The sequence below is a fragment of the Pseudorhizobium marinum genome (genome assembly GCF_000705355.1).
Taxonomy (GTDB): Bacteria; Pseudomonadota; Alphaproteobacteria; order Rhizobiales; family Rhizobiaceae; genus Neorhizobium; species Neorhizobium pelagicum.
In genome coordinates, this window is record NZ_JMQK01000003.1 from 221,261 (window position 1) to 239,322 (window position 18,062).

General features: G+C 63.6%; 7 protein-coding genes. 2 read left to right on the top strand and 5 right to left on the bottom strand.

All coding sequences use genetic code 11. The features are described from left to right. Positions 1-57: 57 nt before the first annotated feature. The 3 genes from EO99_RS0105110 to EO99_RS0105120 form a co-directional block, all read right to left on the bottom strand. A complete protein-coding gene (locus EO99_RS0105110) occupies positions 58-1,263 on the bottom strand; it encodes an MFS transporter (protein ID WP_029617567.1) in 1,206 nt (401 codons plus the stop codon). A 119-nt stretch (positions 1,264-1,382) separates the two neighbouring features. After that, on the bottom strand, positions 1,383-4,844 hold the full coding sequence (gene pyc / locus EO99_RS0105115) for a pyruvate carboxylase (protein ID WP_029617568.1): 3,462 nt from the start codon (positions 4,842-4,844) through the stop codon (positions 1,383-1,385). Between the two features lie 106 nt (positions 4,845-4,950). After that, positions 4,951-5,691, bottom strand: a complete 741-nt coding sequence (locus EO99_RS0105120; protein WP_029617569.1) for a helix-turn-helix transcriptional regulator — start codon at positions 5,689-5,691, stop codon at positions 4,951-4,953. A 320-nt stretch (positions 5,692-6,011) separates the two neighbouring features. Between EO99_RS0105120 and EO99_RS0105125 the strand changes: the two genes are divergently transcribed. Then, positions 6,012-7,781, top strand: a complete 1,770-nt coding sequence (locus EO99_RS0105125) for a glucan ABC transporter ATP-binding protein/ permease (RefSeq protein ID WP_077067034.1) — start codon at positions 6,012-6,014, stop codon at positions 7,779-7,781. 95 nt (positions 7,782-7,876) lie between these two features. Here the strand turns inward: EO99_RS0105125 and EO99_RS0105130 are convergent, their stop codons facing one another. Further along, positions 7,877-16,360, bottom strand: coding sequence for a GH36-type glycosyl hydrolase domain-containing protein (locus EO99_RS0105130; protein WP_029617571.1), 8,484 nt, complete (start codon positions 16,358-16,360; stop codon positions 7,877-7,879). Between the two features lie 320 nt (positions 16,361-16,680). Here EO99_RS0105130 and EO99_RS0105135 point away from each other — a divergent pair, with 320 nt between their 5' ends. Continuing rightward, complete coding sequence (locus EO99_RS0105135; protein ID WP_029617572.1) at positions 16,681-17,841, top strand: M20 aminoacylase family protein; 1,161 nt, start codon at positions 16,681-16,683, stop codon at positions 17,839-17,841. A gap of 11 nt (positions 17,842-17,852) precedes the next feature. Here the strand turns inward: EO99_RS0105135 and EO99_RS27325 are convergent, their stop codons facing one another. Then, complete coding sequence (locus EO99_RS27325) at positions 17,853-17,996, bottom strand: hypothetical protein (RefSeq protein WP_156034629.1); 144 nt, start codon at positions 17,994-17,996, stop codon at positions 17,853-17,855. Between the last annotated feature and the right edge of the window lie 66 nt (positions 17,997-18,062).

The window sequence follows — 18,062 nt, forward strand, 5'->3', positions numbered from 1 at the left end:
CGTCCCTTTCAGGTGGATGATGCCTTGGCTAATGTCAACCTCGGCGCATCTCACTTCTCAGCCGGGCTTCCCATCTTGCTCATGACGCACACCGTCGGCATGGCGCGCCAGCGGCGACAGCAGCAGGACAACGAGATGCAGGATCGAAAGTGCTGCGAAGATGATGGCGAGCCCGCTGTATTCGGCAATGAAGCCGATGGCGGAGGGCGCCAGCAGGATGCCGGAATAACCCATGGTCGTGACCACGGAGAGGCCGACGCCCGGCCGCAGGCCAGGCAGATTGCCGGCCGCCGAAAAGACGATCGGCACGAGGTTGGAGATACCGATGCCGGCCAGCGCGAACCCGAGGATCGCGATGGTCCCGGTTTCGGCAAAGCCGGCGGTCACCAGGCCGATGACCGAGATGACGGCACAGACCCGAAGGGTGCGAACGGCCCCGAACCGGTCCCGAACGAGATCGCCCGCGAACCGCATGATGGCCATGGTAAGCGAAAAGGCCGCGAAGGCGAATCCGGACGCGGTGATCGAGGCGCCGAGTTCCTGGCGCAGATAGAGCGCGCTCCAGTCGATGACGGCGCCCTCCGGGATCATGCAGAACAGCGCCATCAGGCCAATCAGCCAGGGAAGGGCCGTGCGAGGCAGGCGCGCCCTCTCGTGAACTTCCTCCGGATGCGGCGCATCGCGCAGGACGAGCGTCCAGGCCGCGGCCAGCATGAGTGCCGCCAGGATGGTGACGAGGGCGGCGTGGCCGGACACGCCGAGATGTTCGATGAGATAGCCGCCCGTCGCCGCGCCAAGCAGGCCACCCAGGCTCCAGAACGCATGGCAGGACGACATGATGGCCCGGCGCATGTATTTTTCCACCGCCACGGCATTGGCATTCATGGCGACATCCATCGCGCCGATCAGCCCGCCGAAGAAGAAGATCGCAACAGCGCCGGACCATAGTCCGTCGACCCAAGTGAGCAGGAGAAGCGTCGGGACGGCAAGGAGCGCGGTGGCCCGGGACACGGTGCTTGATCCGAACCGGCCGATCTGGCTGCCGGCGATCGGCATCATGACCAGGGACCCGAGACCGAAGACCAGAATCATCACCCCAAGCATGCTCTCCGTCAGGCCCAGACGCTCGGCGAACTCGGGAATTTTCGGTGCCCAGGCGCCCACCAGGAAGCCGTTCATCAGGAACAGCAGTGCGACGCCCGCGCGCTCCCGGGTAATATAGCCGGGCCGTGCGCCAGCTGCTTTTCCGCCAGAGATATCCATGTCCGCATCCCATCGTGTTGCGGCAACATTTATTTAAATCGATTGAAAGGGGCAAGCGGCAACCTGACCGCCGGCCACACATTTTATGTCGCCGCCCTCGGTCGCGTGAGCATGGTTGACTAGTCGCCGAATACTAGAAGCAGATCCTTCGCATCGATTTGGTCCCCGACGCGCACCAGCACTTCGGAAAGAACACCGTCCCGCTCCGCGTGCAGCGCCGTCTCCATCTTCATGGCCTCGATGGAGAGCAGGACATCACCGGCCTTCACCGACTGACCGGCAGATACGGCCACCGTCGAGACGACGCCCGGCATGGGCGCACCCAGGTGGTTGGCATTGGCGATATCCGCCTTCCGCCGTGCGGCCGACCCCGCGGCGCCGTGGCTGCGATCCGGCACCTTGATGCGGCGCGGCTGCCCGTTGAGTTCGAAGAAGACCGTGACGAGCCCCTTGTCGTCCGTGCCGCTGGTGGCCTGATTGACGAAGACCAGGGTCTTTCCCCGCTCGATGTCCGCCAGCAGCTCCTCGCCGTCCGACATTCCGTAGAAATAGGCATGCGTCGGCAGGACGGAGACCGGGCCGTAGGTTTCGATCGCCTGGGCGAACTCGGTGAAGACCTTCGGGTACATGAGATAGGAGGCAAATTCGAAGTCGCTGACCGGACGCTCGAGCTTCGTCTCGATCGCCGCGCGCTCGGCATCGAGGTCGGCCTGCGCCAGCAGAGCTCCAGGCCTGTCAGTGTATGGCTTGTCGCCCTTCAGCGCCTTCTTCTGCAGTGCCTCCGGCCAGCCGCCGGGGGGCTGCCCGAGATCGCCTTTCAGCATCGAAACGACAGAATCCGGAAACGCGATGTCCTTGGCAGGGTTTTCGACGTCCGCAACGGTCAGGTCCTGGCTCACCATCATCAGCGCCATGTCGCCCACCACCTTCGACGACGGCGTCACCTTGACGATATCGCCGAACATCTGGTTGGCATCCGCGTAGGTCTGCGCGACCCGGTGCCAGCGGCTTTCGAGCCCCAGCGAACGCGCCTGCTCCTTCAGGTTGGTGAACTGGCCACCCGGCATCTCGTGGAGATAGACCTCCGAGGCCGGGCCCTTGAGGTCGCTTTCGAATGCCGCATACTGATGACGGACCGCCTCCCAATAGAAGGAGATGCGGCGGATCCATTCCGGATCGAGCCCCGGATCCCGCTCCGCACCCGACAGGGCCTCGACGATCGAGCCGAGGCACGGCTGGGAGGTTGTCCCCGAGAAGGCGTCCATGGCCGCATCGACGATGTCGACCCCGGCATCGACCGCCGCCAGAACCGTGGCGGCCGCGATCCCGGAGGTATCATGCGTGTGGAAATGGATCGGCAGATCCGTGGATTCCCGCAGCGCCTTGAAGAGCACACGTGCAGCAGCCGGCTTCAGCAGCCCCGCCATGTCCTTGACCGCAATGATGTGCGCGCCGGCCTCTTCAAGCTCCTTGGCGAGCGCCGTGTAGTATTTCAGGTCGTACTTCGGACGCGCGCTGTTCAGCAGGTCGCCGGTGTAGCAGATGGCGGCTTCGCACAGCTTGCCTTCCTCCTGCACGGCATCCATCGACACCCGCATGTTCTCGACCCAGTTCAGGCAATCGAAGACACGGAAAAGATCGATGCCGCCAAGCGCCGCCTGGCGGACGAAGTATTTCACGACGTTGTCGGGATAATTCGTGTAGCCGACGCCGTTGGCGCCGCGCAGCAACATCTGCAGCAGCAGATTGGGCGCACCTTCGCGGATCAGCGAGAGCCGCTCCCAGGGGTCCTCCGTCAGGAACCGCATCGAGACGTCGAAGGTCGCGCCGCCCCAGCATTCCAGGGAGAAGAGGTTCGGCAGCGCCCGGGCATAGACGGGCGCTATGCGGGCGATGTCATAGGTGCGCATGCGCGTCGCCAGAAGCGACTGGTGCCCGTCGCGCATCGTCGTATCGGTCATCAGCGCGCGGTTTTCGCTGCGGACCCACTCGGCGAACTTGCGGGGGCCGAGGCTGTCCAGCATCTGCTTCGTCCCGTCCGGCACGGGGCTGTCGATGTAGGGGACGACCGGCTTTGGCGCCTGCGCCGGCGGCATCGGCCTTCCCCTTGCCTCCGGATGACCGTTGACGCCGACATCGGCGAGATAGGTCAGAAGCTTCGTGGCACGGTCGAGCCGCTTCACCTGCGTGAAGAGTTCGGGCGTCGTGTCGATGAACTTCGTCGTATAGGAATTGTCGCGGAAACTCGGATGGCCAATGATCGCCTCGAGAAAGGTGAGGTTGGTCGCCACGCCACGGATTCGGAACTCGCGCAGGGCGCGGTCCATCCGGCTGATCGCTTCCTGTGGCGTGCTCCCGGAGGACGTCACCTTCACCAGCAGCGGATCGTAGTAGCGCGTGATGATCGCACCGGTATAGGCGGTGCCGCCGTCCAGCCGGATGCCGAAGCCCGCGGCAGACCGGTAGGCAGTGATCCGTCCGTAGTCAGGGATGAAATTCTGCTCGGGATCTTCGGTGGTGATCCGGCATTGCAGGGCATGGCCGTTGAGGCGGATATCCTCCTGGCGCGGCACACCGGATTCCACGGTGCCGATTGCAGCGCCCTCCAGGATGTGGATCTGCGCCTTCACGATATCGATGCCGGTCACCACTTCGGTCACCGTGTGCTCGACCTGGATGCGGGGATTGACCTCGATGAAATAGAACCGGCCCGTGTCGGAATCCATCAGATATTCGACGGTACCCGCGCCGACGTAATTCGTTGCGCGGGCGATCTTCAGCGAGTAATCTGCCAGTTCCTGGCGCTGGGCTTCGTTCAGATACGGCGCCGGCGCCCGCTCCACCACCTTCTGATTGCGCCGCTGGATGGAGCAGTCGCGCTCGAAGAGATGCACGACATTGCCGTGTGTATCACCCAGGATCTGGCTTTCCACGTGTCGCGCGCGCTCGACGAGCTTCTCGAGGTAGACTTCGTCCTTGCCGAAGGCCGCCATCGCCTCGCGCTTTGCCTCAGTCACCTCCTTGGCGAGATCCGCATCGCTGCGGATGACTCGCATGCCGCGCCCGCCACCGCCCCAGGAAGCCTTCAGCATGACGGGATAACCGACCTCGGCAGCCATGCGGGCAACCTCCGTCATGTCATCGGGCAGCGGTTCCGTCGCCGGCACCACAGGCACACCGACGGAGACCGCCAGGTTGCGGGCAGCAACCTTGTTCCCCAGCTTGCGCATGGTATCGGAGGTGGGGCCAATGAAGATGATGCCTGCATCGTTGCAGGCGTCAACGAATTCGGGGCTCTCCGAAAGCAGCCCGTAGCCCGGATGAATGGCGTCCGCCCCCGACAGCTTGGCAACCCGGATGATTTCAGGAATGGAGAGATAGCTCTCGATCGGGCCCAGATCGCGATCGAGATGCGGCCCGCGGCCCACCTGATAGCTTTCATCCGCCTTGAACCGGTGCAGCGAGAGCTTGTCTTCCTCCGCCCAGATCGCGACTGTCTTTATGCCAAGCTCGTTCGCCGCCCGGAAAACGCGGATTGCAATTTCAGATCGATTGGCGACGAGTATTTTCGAAATGGGCAAGGTAGATCTCCTCCATCAACCACAGCCATGCTGCACTGCAAGGCGAGCCTAGCGAGTTGGAAGACGAAGTCAATTTCTCCATTGGTGGTGCAGCGGGAAGCTCTCACTAGGAGACGAGGCCGCGGCGAAAGGCCAGCGCCACCACATGCTGCCGGTTCCTTGCCTTCATCTTGTCCTGCAGTCCGTTGATGTACCAGTCGACCGTGTGATTTGAAATCTGGAGCTCCCGGGCGATCTCGTGAGAGGTCAGTCCTTCGGCAAGGTGAGTGACGACCTCAACCTCACGCTTCGTGAGAGAGACCTCGAAGGGGCCGAACTTTTCCAGTTCGGCAGCCCAGCCGCGCAACTCGAGGTAGCGCCAGAACATGGTTCGGGCCACCGTGTCGAAGAGAGTCAGTTCTGCAGGCGACAGATCAACCGGCTTCCCGCTCACCAGCAAACTGCCGAGCAGGCCGGTACGCCCATGCACCGGAAAGACATAGCCGTCGCGTATGCCATGGCGCGCCGCGTCCTGGATCAGGCGTTGCATCCGCGCACGATGGGGCTCGTTTCTGAGGGCGAATGCCGCTTCGCGGAGTCGGTAAGGGCGCTGCGCGGTGGGGAGCAATCTCGCGGCGGGATCGACGGAAGCATATTTCTTGAACCTGTAGACTTCGGCCCAGCCCTTCGGCCACCGGACGGCAAGGGCCAGTTCCCGGCTCGGCTCCTGCACGGTTGGCTGCAGCGACAGGCGGTAGAAGCCGAAGCTGTAGACATCAAGCACAGCTTCCAGCCGCTGGGTCAGCTCGCCCTCCGTTTTGATTTCGCCGGCAAGGACCAGGAGCTGCATGATGAGATGAATGCTCACAGCAGCGCCCAGTTCGCCAGTCTAAGTTCCACACGCCTCAAGTCGCAAGTCTCCTGTTCGCTCTGATAGTCCCGCGGCTATGGTTATCAATAGTTGAAGTCACATCGCTAAATCTTGCTATAAATCTTGCCGGGTGGGCAGCCACCGTGATGCCGCCGCTGGTTTGAAAGCCGACGGTGGCCTGTTTCCGGAAACCTTCGGGTACAAAAGGCATTGTTCGCCCGGCACGGCCATGCTGCTGCCACAGCCGTTGACGAAGTCGCAGGGTTCGGGCAGCAAAGCTGCGCAGATAGAAGAAGACAAAGAAGAGGTTTCGGCGGGTGACGCTGTTCCAGGTTTATACGAGAGCTCTCAGATACCTCGCGGAGCATCGCTTCCGCGTCACCATCGTCGTGATCGCCAATATCATTCTGGCCATCATCACGATCGCCGAACCCATCTTGTTCGGGCGCATCATCGACGCGATCTCCTCTGGAGGAGACGTCACATCGGTGCTGATGCTCTGGGCAGGATTCGGTGTGTTCAACACGGTCGCCTATGTCCTGGTGGCCCGGCAGGCAGATCGGCTTGCGCACGGGCGGCGCGCATCGCTGCTCACCGAGGCTTTCGGGCGCATCATCTCGATGCCGCTTGCCTGGCACCACCGCCGCGGCACATCAAATGCGCTTCATACGCTGCTGCGCGCCAGCGAGACGCTGTTCGGCCTGTGGCTGGAATTCATGCGGACGCACCTGGCGACGGCGGTGGCGCTGCTGCTGCTGATCCCGACGGCGTTCTCGATGGATGTCCGCCTCAGCCTGGTTCTGCTCGTGCTGAGCGTGCTCTACTGGTTCATCGGCAGGATGGTGATGAAACGGACGAAAGAGGGACAGGCATCTGTCGAAGGGCACTATCACACGGTCTTCTCGCATGTCAGCGATTCGATCAGCAATGTCTCGGTGCTGCACAGCTACAACCGCATAGAAGCTGAAACGCGCGCCCTGCAGGACTATACGAAAAACCTGCTGAAGGTGCAGTATCCTGTCCTCGACTGGTGGGCCCTGGCAAGCGCACTCAACCGCACGGCGTCGACTGTCTCCCTCATGGTGATCCTGGTCATCGGCGCCTTGCTCGTGCAACGGGGCGAGCTGCGGGTCGGCGAGGTGATCGCCTTCATCGGCTTTGCCAATCTGCTGATCGGACGCCTCGACCAGATGGGGCAGTTCGTCACGCAGATCTTCGAGGCCCGCGCCAAGCTCGAGGATTTCTATGCGCTGGAGGACGCGGTTCAGGAGCGGGAGGAACCTGCCGGCATCGCCGAACTGGAGAACGTCAAGGGAGACGTCGAATTCAGGAATGTCTCCTTCGACTTCACGGACACATCCCAGGGCGTGCGGGATATCTCGTTCCACGCCGCCGCCGGCGAGACGGTGGCGATCGTCGGCCCGACGGGCGCGGGAAAGACGACCCTGGTCAACCTTCTGCAAAGGGTCCATGACGCCAAGCAGGGCCAGATCCTCATCGATGGTACGGACATCACGACCGTCTCGCGCCGATCCCTGCGCCACGCGATCGCCACCGTCTTCCAGGATGCCGGCCTTCTCAACCGCTCGATCAGCGACAATATCCGCCTCGGCCGCGAAGGGGCAGGCGAGGACGAGATCATCGCTGCCGCCGAGGCCGCGGCCGCGACGGACTTCATCGAGAGCCGGATGACCGGGTTTGACACTGCGGTCGGTGAGCGCGGCAACCAGCTCTCCGGCGGCGAGCGCCAGCGGATCGCGATTGCCCGGGCCATCCTCAAGAACGCGCCGATCCTCGTCCTCGACGAGGCCACCAGCGCGCTCGACGTCGAGACCGAGGCACGGGTGAAGGCGGCCATCGACAGGCTGCGGCAGAACCGCACGACCTTCATCATCGCCCACAGGCTGTCCACCGTCCGCGACGCGGACAAGGTGATCTTCCTCGACAATGGCCGCATCATCGAGATGGGGACATTCGACGAGCTGAGCAAAAGCGGCGGACGCTTTACCTCACTGCTGCGGGCAAGCGGCATTCTGACCGACGACGATGAACCGGGCGAGGCGATCCCGGTGTTACCGGCATCCTGACCATATTCCAGGGACCGAAACGAAGAAGGCCCGCCAGTTTGGCGGGCCTTCTTCGTTTCTGGAAGCTCTGTGCCAAAGGCCCAACCGGAACGGGTTCAAGTCATCTTCGCCGTTGCCGTATTGAGTGGCGCGCCCACCTCCAGGTCAATGCCATCGCCGTTGACGCTGACCAGCGCCTCGCCCGTCTCTGATTTCTCGACGACGATGCGGTAGACCACGCCGGCGATCGTCAGCTCGGCGGAGAAGCCATCCCACTCGGACGGAAGCACCGGTTGCACCAGAAGGCGGTCGCCCTCGCGGCGGATGCCGAGGATGCCTTCCACCGCAGCCCGATAGAGCCATCCGGCGGAGCCGGTGTACCAGGTCCAGCCGCCGCGTCCCTCCAGGGCTCCGGTCCCGTAGACATCGGCAGCCACCACATAGGGCTCCACCCGGTAGAGCTCGGCCGCCTCACGATCGAGCGCATGGTTGATCGGGTTGAGGAGATTGAAGCAGCGCCACGCTTCGTCGGCGCGTCCGAGACGCGCCAGCGCCATCACCACCCAGGTGGCTGCATGGGTGTATTGGCCGCCGTTTTCGCGAACGCCGGGCGGATAGGCCTTGATGTAGCCGGGATCCACGGATGCATTTGCAAACGGCGGCGTAAACAGCCGGATGATGCTGGAATCATCATCCACAAGCTCGGACAGCACCGCATCCATCGCCTGGTTTGCCCGATCCGGGGCGCCGACGCCGGAGAGGACGCTCCAGGACTGCGAAAGGGAATCGATGCGGCATTCCGCGCTTTCGCTGGAGCCCAGCGGGGAGCCGTCGTCGAAGTAGCCGCGACGGTAGTAGGAACCGTCCCAGCCGGCCGTTTCGAGCGCCTCCTTGAGGTTCGCGGCATGGGTGGACCAACGGTCTGCGCGCGCCTGATCGCCTTGCCGGATGGCATAGGCGGCAAACTCGCGAAGCGTCCCGGCCAGGAACCAGCCCAGCCAGACGCTCGAACCGCGACCGCCGATGCCGACCCGGTTCATGCCATCGTTCCAGTCCCCGCCAAGGATCAACGGCAAGCCGCGCTCGCCGGTTCGTTCGACGGCAAGATCAAGGGCTCGCGCGGCGTGCTCGTAGAGGCTGGCGGCCTCGCCGGAAACCTGCGGCTCGAAGAAGGAATCGTGCTGCTTCGGCTCCAGTTGAGGCCCGGTGATGAACGGCAGCTTCTCGTCCAGGAGCGCCTCGTCGCCCGTGGCTTGGATGTACTGATGGGCGGCATGCGCAAGCCAGACAACGTCGTCGGAGATCCGCGTTCGCACCCCGGCGCCGCTCTCCGGCAGCCACCAATGCTGCACATCGCCTTCCGGGAACTGCCGCGAGGCAGCCCGGAGGATCTGGCCTCTTGCGAGCTCCGGTTGCTGCGGCAGAAAGGCCAGCGTGTCCTGCAGCTGGTCGCGGAAGCCATAGGCGCCGCTCGCCTGATAGAAGCCGCTCCGGGCGGTGATCCGGCACGCCATCGCCTGATAGGGCAACCAGTGATTGACGAGGTGGTTGAGGCCCTTGTCCGGCGTCGAGACCGTCAGCCTGCCGGTGAATTCCCGCCAGTAGGCCTGAGATGTTGCAAGAATGGTACGGGCATCGTCCGCCTGCAGAGCGCCGATGAGAGCCGTCGCCTCCTCGCGGGTCTCTGCATCGCCGAGGAAGAAGGTGACCACCTTTTCCTCGCCGGACGCCAGCTCGATGTCGCAGGTGATGGCAGCGCAAGGATCGCCATCCAGCCCTGCCGTCCCCGACAGCAACGCCGCCCCGGCGACCGCTGCCGGTGAGGCGATCGAACCGAAACGGCCGATGAAGTCCCGCCGGCTTGCGGTGAAGCTCGATACCGCTTCACTGGCCGCAAGGAAGGCGAAGCGGCCAGTGCTGAAGCGGTTGGTGGCGAGCACGGCTCCGCTCTCTTCGTCCTGGCTGGTCATGATATACGGCAGCGACCGGCCCGAATTGTCGCCAAGCAGCCATTCGGCATAGCCGTAGATCCGCAACCGCCGCGTCTCGGCACCGTCGTTGCGGATCGTCAGCGACGAGACCTTTGCCGGGCGATGCCGATCAACCGTCTGCGTTAGGGCAATCGTCAGCTCGATGTCCTTCGTCGAGAAGGTCGAGTAGCCCAGTCCATGGCGCGCTTCGAACAGGACCTCCGGGCGCGCAGAAAGCGCCGCAAAGGGGGTGGCGACATCGCCGCTGGCCTGGTCGGCGATGTAGAAGCCTTCCACCGGACGGTTGATCACCGGATCGTTGCTCCAAGGCGTCAACTGGTAGTCGCGGGAGTTCTGCGCCCAGGTGAAGCCGCCACCCTCGGCGGCGACGTGGAAGCCGAACCGGTCGTTGGCGATGACGTTTATCCACGGCTGCGGCGTCGACTGGCCACCGCGCAGGCGGATGACGTATTCAGCGCCGCCCTTGTCGAACCCGCCAAAGCCGTTCCAGAAGTCGAGCCCCGAGCCGTCGATGTCGGCGTAAGGCTGAAGACGGTCCGTCGCAGGCAGTGGGCGCTGGTATGCCTGCGCATCGAGCGGCGCGGCGAAAAGCGTCACGGAGCGGTTGATCTGGTCGATCAGCTTGCCGTTGCGAGCATGGAGGACGACCCGGGCAGCCGAAATGATGGCATCGAACGTCGTGTCATCCATGATGTCGCGGCGAAGCGCAAAGACATGCGGCCGGCCCGACTCGGCCTGGCCGGCGCGGCGCAGCTTCTCGCACAGGCCTTCGAGCGTATGCTGCATTTCCTGGGCATAGGACGCGGCCCGCTCGTTGATGATGACCAGATCGGCGGTGACGCCGCGCGAACGCAGATACTCCTGCGCACTCAGTGCCTCGCGCGCCACGCTCAAGTCCATCTCGTCGTTGATCCGCAGCACAAAGATCGGGAAGTCGCCGGAGATTGCCATCGGCCAGAGCGCCGATTGCGGCCGCAGCCCGGCCATCAGGGTTTCCTGATCGGAGCGCAGATGCATGTCCGGATAGACAAGGTAGCGGGCGAGATGCTGGAACGATGCCGCCTGCTGCGAGGTGATGCCGAGATGGCGCATCTGCACCTGCGTCCGCGTCCAGGCCTGCACCAGTTCATGCGCAAAGGCGTCAGGGTGCCGATAGCGTTCGACCGCCTGATCCAGCTCGTCGCGCTTGGGGGCCGCAATCGTCCAGAAGATCACGCTGACCTTCTTCCCCGCCGGGATCCGCACCACCCGACGCAGGGCCATGATGGGATCGAGCGTGAAGCCGTCGGTGCCCGACAGGCTTGCATCCGCATCGAAGGCGGCGGCGTCCGGCAGGCTGCGGCCGCGACCGAGGAACTTGCGCCGGTCCGTCTCGAACTCGGTCGGACGGGCCGAGCCGGCATTGTCGGCGGCAAGATGCGCCACCAGCATGTCCGGATCGTTCGGATTGCGCTTGTTCCTCCAGGCGCGGATCACGTCCCCGCGCCGGCCGATCTCGGTGCGCACGAACATGCGCGAGAACAGCGGATGTGCATTGTCGTCCTGCTCCAGGGCCAGCACCGGCTCCAGATAGGAGGTGATTTCCACGAAACGGTCTTCGCTGCCCATGTTGAGGAGCGTCACGCGCCGGCCCTCGGCGTCGTATTCGGTCGCGACGATGCATTCGACGACGCTCGTCAGGTCGCCGACGGTCTTGTGGAACTCGACCTTGTCGTCACCGAACAGCGTCTTCGAAACCTCGCCCGGCGCCCGGCGCGGCTCGGCGGTCGCCGACCACCAGTTGCCGTTGGCCGTATCCCGCAGGAAGATATACTGGCCCCAGCGATCTTCCGTTGGATCCGGCTTCCAGCGCGCGACCACCTGCCCGTTCCATCGGGAATAGCCGGCACCGGTTGCCGTCAGCATGACCGAGTAATGGCCGTTCGAGAGGAGCGCGATCTCGCGATCCCGGTAAGCCGGGTTGTCGATCGAGCGCACTTCGGAGCGCAGCAGCTCCGCCTGTCCCCTGCCGGGCGTCTCTTCGTATTTGGCGCTGATCACGGGAACGTCGCGCGGCGCCTTCTCCTGCAGCAGAAGCTCGGCGGCCTCGATCACCGGGTCGGCGTGGAAGAGTTCGCGCAGGTAACCGTTGAAGACGACATTGGCGACCGCGGCGATCGACATGCCGTGGTGGTGGGCATAGTAGTTGTAGACGACCGCACATCGCGAACCGGCAGGAACGCGCGTCGGGGTAAAGTCGACGGAATCGTGGAATCCGTAGCGGCCGAGGGCGCCCAGTGCCTGCAGGGCGTGCAGGTTGTCGATCGCCGCCAGTGGATCATACTGGCTGGCCAGAAGCGACGCATAGGGCGCGATGACGGCATTCTGTCCAAGGCCCCGCTTCAGACCAAGGGTCGGCACCCCGAAGTTGGTGTACTGGTAGTTCAGGAGATGGTCGCGGGCGTTGAAGGCGGCCTCCGAAATCCCCCACGGGGTCCCGAGCCGGCGCCCGTGCGCGATCTGCTCCTTGACCACCAGATTGTTCGTCTGGTTCAGGATTCCGCCCTGCCGCTCCTGCATGACGAGCGGCGGCATCAGGTATTCGAACATGGAACCCGACCAGGAGACCAGCGCGCCCTGCGCACCGATCGGCACGACCTGGCGACCGAGGCGATACCAATGCTCGTTCGGAAGGTCGCCCTTGGCGATCGCAAAGAGACTGGTCAGACGGCATTCGGACGCCAGAAGGTCGTAGCACGCCTCATCCAGCTCATTGCTTTCCACCCGGTAACCGATGGAGAGAAGCCTCCGGTCCTTGCGGAACAGGAAAGTGAAATCCATGGAGAAGGCGATGTCGCGGGCGCGATCGCCAAGGGCGATCAGCCGCTTGCGCAGCGGCTCGATGTTGGAATGATCGAAGACGCTGTCGGAGATATGGGCCTCGCACACATCGACCAGCTTGCCCGCCCAATAGGTCAGCTCCTCGCTGAGCCCCGACTTCGTTTCGTACTGGAGGTTTGCGGCAAGCTTCTGGATGTCCCGCGCCAGGACGGCGAGGTTGATGATGCGGATCGAGGCGAACTCATGCTCGCGCTTCACCGCAGCCAGGGCGTTGCCGAAGCCGCCGATCCGCTCGACCAGCCGGCGGCGCAGGGGACGGACCGTCTTGCGGTCGTCCGGCAGGGCCTCCATGCTCTCCGACAGGATGCCGACCACGTCGCCGATGCCGTCCAGGCTCGCCTGCAGATGAGCCGACGGTGCTTCCGCCCAGGCGCGGCAGGCGGACGAGATGGCGATCAGGTGACCGGCCAAATTGCCGCTGTCGACCGCCGAGACGTAGCGCAGCCCGAGCGGTGCCAGCGTGTCGGTGTGATACCAGTTGAGGAGATGACCGCGGTACTTCTCCATCTTGTCGACGGTCGCCACCGTCTGTTCCAGGCGCTCGATGGTGTCCGCAAAGCTGATCCAGCCGAACTGGCGGGCAGAGACCGTCGAGAGCAGGTAGACGCCGATGTTGGTGGGCGAGGTGCGCCGCGCGACCACCGGCTCCGGCTGCTCCTGGAAATTGTCCGGCGGCAGATGGTTGTCTTCCGGGGTGACGAAGGTGTCGAAATAGCGCCAGGTGCGACGGGAGATCTTCCGGAGCTCGACCGCCACATCGTCGGGCACGAAGAGCCTGTCTTCGGTCTCCGCCGACTGGCTGACATACCAGGCCACCAGCGGCGACGCGATCCAGAGAAGCGCAAACGGAACACCGACGAGGAATGCGTTGTCACCCGGGATGGCTGCGAAGATGAGGCTGAAGATCGCGATCGCCGGCGCATGCCACATCTGCCTGTAGTAGTCGATGGCGCTGCCTTGCGCGCTGGACTGGATGCTGGCCGCGGTCTTCCACTCCAGCATCAGCTTGCGGCTGACGAAGAGGCGGTAGATCGAACGGGCGATTGCGTCCGTCATCAGGCAGGCCATGTCGGCGATGAAGACGATCCGCAAGGCGACCTGCGCATTGGCGGACTGGATTTCCGACCAGAGCGAATAGAAATGGGCGCGCGGCACGATGTCCGTGCTGCGCGGCAGGATGCCGGTGATCAGCGACAGCGTCGGCGCGACGAACAGCAGGAAGATCAGGAAGATCTGCCACACCAGGGCGCCCAGCGGTTCAAAGAAGTACCAGCCGAGCACGGAGGCGAAGAACCAGGCGACCGGCGTCAGCGACCGACGCAGGTTGTCGATCATCTTCCAGCGGCCCAGCGCCGTGACGCCGCGCGACGGATCCACAATATAGGGCAGCAGCTGCCAGTCGCCGCGCGCCCAGCGATGCTGGCGCGACACTTCCACCTCGTAGCGGGTCGGAAAGTCCTCGACGAGTTCGACGTCGGTCACGAGGCCGCAGCGGGCAAACGAGCCTTCGAGCAGATCGTGGCTCAGAACCGAGTTCTCGTCGATCCGGCCCTTGATCGACCGTTCGAAGGCGTCGACGTGGTAGAGGCCCTTGCCGGTGAAACTCCCTTCGCCGGTCAGGTCCTGATAGACATCCGAGACGGTGAAGACGTAAGGGTCGAGGCCGCGGCCGACCGAGAAGACCCGCTGAAAGACCGAGGCATCCTTGCCGGTGGTGAGCGACGGCGTCACGCGCGGCTGGAGGATCCCGTAGCCCTCGATGACCCGACCCGACACCGGATCATGGATCGGACGGTTGATCGGATGATGCAGCTTGCCGACGAGCTTGGTCACCGCGTCGCGCATCAGGCGGGTGTCGGCATCGAGCGTCATCACATACTGGACGCCGTCGGGGACTGCGTTTGCGCCGGGCAGATAGCTCGTATCCTGATCGCCACGCAACAACAGGTTCAGCTCATGCAGCTTGCCGCGCTTGCGCTCCCAGCCCATCCAGACACCCTCGCCCGGGTTGAACTGGCGTCGCCGGTGCAGCAGATAGAAGCGCTGCTTGCCGTCGAAGGCATATTTTGCACTGAGCGCGGCGACCTCGGCTTTGGCGTAGTCCAGGACTTCCAGGTCGGCGGCGGTTTCCTCGGCCGTGCTGTCCTTCCAGTCACTGAGGAGCGCGAAATAGATCTCGCCACGAGGATTTGCGAGGTAGTGCACCTCGATGTTACGAATGAGCTCGTCGACGACGTCCCGGCTGGTGATCATGCAGGGCACGACCAGCAGCGTGCGGGCCTCCTCCGGAATGCCATCCTTGAATTCGTAGCCTACGAACCGTGCCGGTTTGACGAAGTAGGTGACCAGGGTGTTGAACAGCCCGGTTGCACCCTCGGAAGCAGGCAGAGCAAACAGAAACAGGAAGAGGACGAGCACGGCCCCCGACATTCCTGCATTGGCGAGGAACCAGCCGACGACGACCATGGCGAGCAGGGTAAGCAGGATGACGGGCGCCGCAATGGCGACCCAGTGGAGCCGCCGCACCCGGCGAATGCTGCGCTGCAGGAATGGCGGCCGGTAGCCCACCTCCGCTTCGAGCTCCTTCCGTCGACGCCCGACGAGAAAGGCACCGATATTCTGTTCGCCGGAGGACTGCTCCTCCGCAGGTTCCTGCTCGGCAAGTTCGATTGCCCGCCGGGCGACCTCGATCTCCGTTCCGGGCGAGCGGCGGGCGAGCTGCTCGATGCGGTTGCGGTAGCTGTTGCGCGAGCCGAAATCGAGATCGGAATAGTCCGACCGTTCCCGGAAAATCCGGTCGACATGCGAGACATCTTCAAACCAGACGCTCCACTCCGTATCGTCGATCTCTCTCAGGCTCTTGATGATATTGCCCATGGTGACGTTGCCGGAGGCGAGGCGGCTGTGCTCCGCCATCATCACGTCCTCGGCGTCCGTCCCCGCCCGCTGAAGCCGCTCTTCAAGCCACGACACCGCAAAATTGGACGACTGCGAGGCGTTCCGCAGCCGGTAGAAGAACTGCGTCACGAAGGTGTGGTCCTGCGTGAGCGGCTCTATGTCCTTCAGGATGCTGGCACTAGCGGTCTCGTCGTTGAGCCGGATGATGGTGTCAGCAAGATCATTGGCCTTGACCCGCATTCGCCGCGAGCGATCCACGCGCACGGCAATACGGCGAAGATTCTCGATCAGGACGAAGCGCAGGATCGAGGGGAGTGCCCAGAGCTCGCCGATCTCCAGTGGATCGGTTTCCTGGAAACCCTCCACCATGGCGGCAAGCGAATCCTTGGAGATGGTGCTGTGCGTATGCGCGACGTAGAGCCAGGCAAGCGCCATGACCCGCGGCATCTGCTGCCCGTCTATCTTTACCCGCGGCAGCTGCTTGTAGAAGCGCCGCGGGAAGTCGCGCCGGACCTCCTGGATTGCCTCTTCGACGACATAGTGGTTGTCCAGAAGCCATTCCGCCGCCGGCGTGATGGCGGCGCCCGCATCGACATCAGCCGCGATGGAGCGATAGACCCGGAGGATCTCCTTGTCGTTGGAGCGATGCCGCGCGAAGAACTCGAACTCCGAAAATTCCGGCAGGTTCTGCAGCCCGTCACGGCCGAAACTCCGTCCCAGCTCCCGCAGTTCGTCATTCGCCAGATAGCTCGCCCGGATCGAGTCATTGTGGTCGATCTGCTTGGCGTCTGGATCACGAGGCGAGGCGGATGGGGTGCTGTGAAAGGACATGGGTTCGGCTTCTGGCTTAGACTGACGTCGAGACTGGCTTAAGTGGTCTTCTGAGGAAAAGCCATTGATCCTTACGCTGATTCAGTCGGGCAAAGGGCGGCGAAGCCGCGGTAAAGACGGAAGTAGAGGAGGAAGCTGATTTTACAAACAAAACGGACGCCTGAGACGGGAGCGGTTGATGCCATTATTGCGCATAATCGCTTGAGCCTGAATAACAGCTGAACAATCTGGTAAACGGAGAGCGGCAAGCAGGGACTTACGGCATCTTGCCATGCTTGCTATGGCTGCAGAGAAGCACCCTCCACGATCAAGGCGAAGGCATGAGCATTCCCATCTCCAACGACATTCCGGACCTGATTGCGATCCGGCGCCACCTGCACCAACACCCGGAGCTTGGCCTGTCCGAGTTCAAGACGTCGGATTTCATTGCCGAAAAGCTGGAGGCCATGGGCTACCAGGTGACCCGGGGCCTGGCGAAGACGGGACTCGTGGCAACGCTGCGAAACGGCACCGGTCATCGCTCCATTGGCATTCGGGCGGACATCGACGCGCTGCCGATCCTGGAAGAGACTGGAGCGCCTTATGCCAGCCAGACGCCGGGCCTGATGCACGCCTGTGGCCACGACGGCCATACGACAATGCTGCTGGGCGCTGCCAAACGCATCGCCGAGCGCAGGAACTTCGACGGCACGATCCACCTGATCTTCCAGCCGGCAGAGGAAAACTTCGGCGGCGCCAGACTGATGATCGAGGACGGCCTGTTCGACCGGTTTCCCTGTGACGCGGTTTTCGCCCTCCACAACGATCCCGGGCTGCCGCTCGGCGAGGTTTACGTCCGCGACGGGCCGGTGCTGGCCGCCGTGGACGAATGCCGTATCGTCGTCAATGGACGCGGCGGACACGGTGCCGAACCCCAGGACACCGCAGATCCCATCGTTGCCGGCGCCAGCATCATCATGGCGCTGCAGACGGTCGTATCGCGCAACCTGCATCCGGTCGATTCGGCCGTGGTCACGGTGGGCGCTTTTCACGCCGGTCAGGCGAGCAACGTCATCCCGCAGCGCGCGGAAATGCTGCTGACCATCCGCTCCTTCGATCCCGAGGTCCGCAACCGTCTGGAAGAACGCATCCGCGCCGTGGCGGAGGGACAGGCCGCGAGCTACGGCATGACCGTCAGCATCGACTACGAGCGGGGCTATGAGCAGACCATCAACCACGCAGTTGAGACGGACTTCGTCCGCGACGTCGCAGGACGGGTCGTGGGCCCGTCGAACGTCCACGAGTTCCCGCGCCCGAGCATGGGGAGCGAGGACTTTGCGTATATGCTGGCGGCAAGGCCGGGCAGCTATTTCTTCTTGGGAACCCGACGCACGGAAGACGACCCGCCGCTCCACCACCCGCGCTTCGACTTCAATGATGACGCGCTGGCAATCGGCGCAACCTTGTGGGTGGAGATTGCGGAGGCCTGGCTGAGGTCCTGACCGGTTGGGGTTCAGCCGAGAAGACCGAAGGTGACCGCGACGACGAAGATGAAGGCAATCGTGACAAGCGACGTGTTGATCAGGGCGCTCCAGCGGCTGTTGCCGCCGACATGGCGCGTAGAGGATGTCCGCTGCTCGTATGGGTTGGACCGCATCATTTCCTCCTGAGACTGACACCGACAGGTGAGAATGTAGAGTATCTCTACCTGATTGGTAGAGAT

Excerpts from the sequence above, each read along its gene's own strand:
- EO99_RS0105110 (WP_029617567.1), bottom strand. The coding sequence starts at position 1,263 with ATGGATATCTCTGGCGGAAAAGCAGCTGGCGCACGGCCCGGCTATATT.
- EO99_RS0105130 (WP_029617571.1), bottom strand. The coding sequence starts at position 16,360 with ATGTCCTTTCACAGCACCCCATCCGCCTCGCCTCGTGATCCAGACGCC.
- EO99_RS0105135 (WP_029617572.1), top strand. The coding sequence starts at position 16,681 with ATGAGCATTCCCATCTCCAACGACATTCCGGACCTGATTGCGATCCGG.
- EO99_RS27325 (WP_156034629.1), bottom strand. The coding sequence starts at position 17,996 with ATGCGGTCCAACCCATACGAGCAGCGGACATCCTCTACGCGCCATGTC.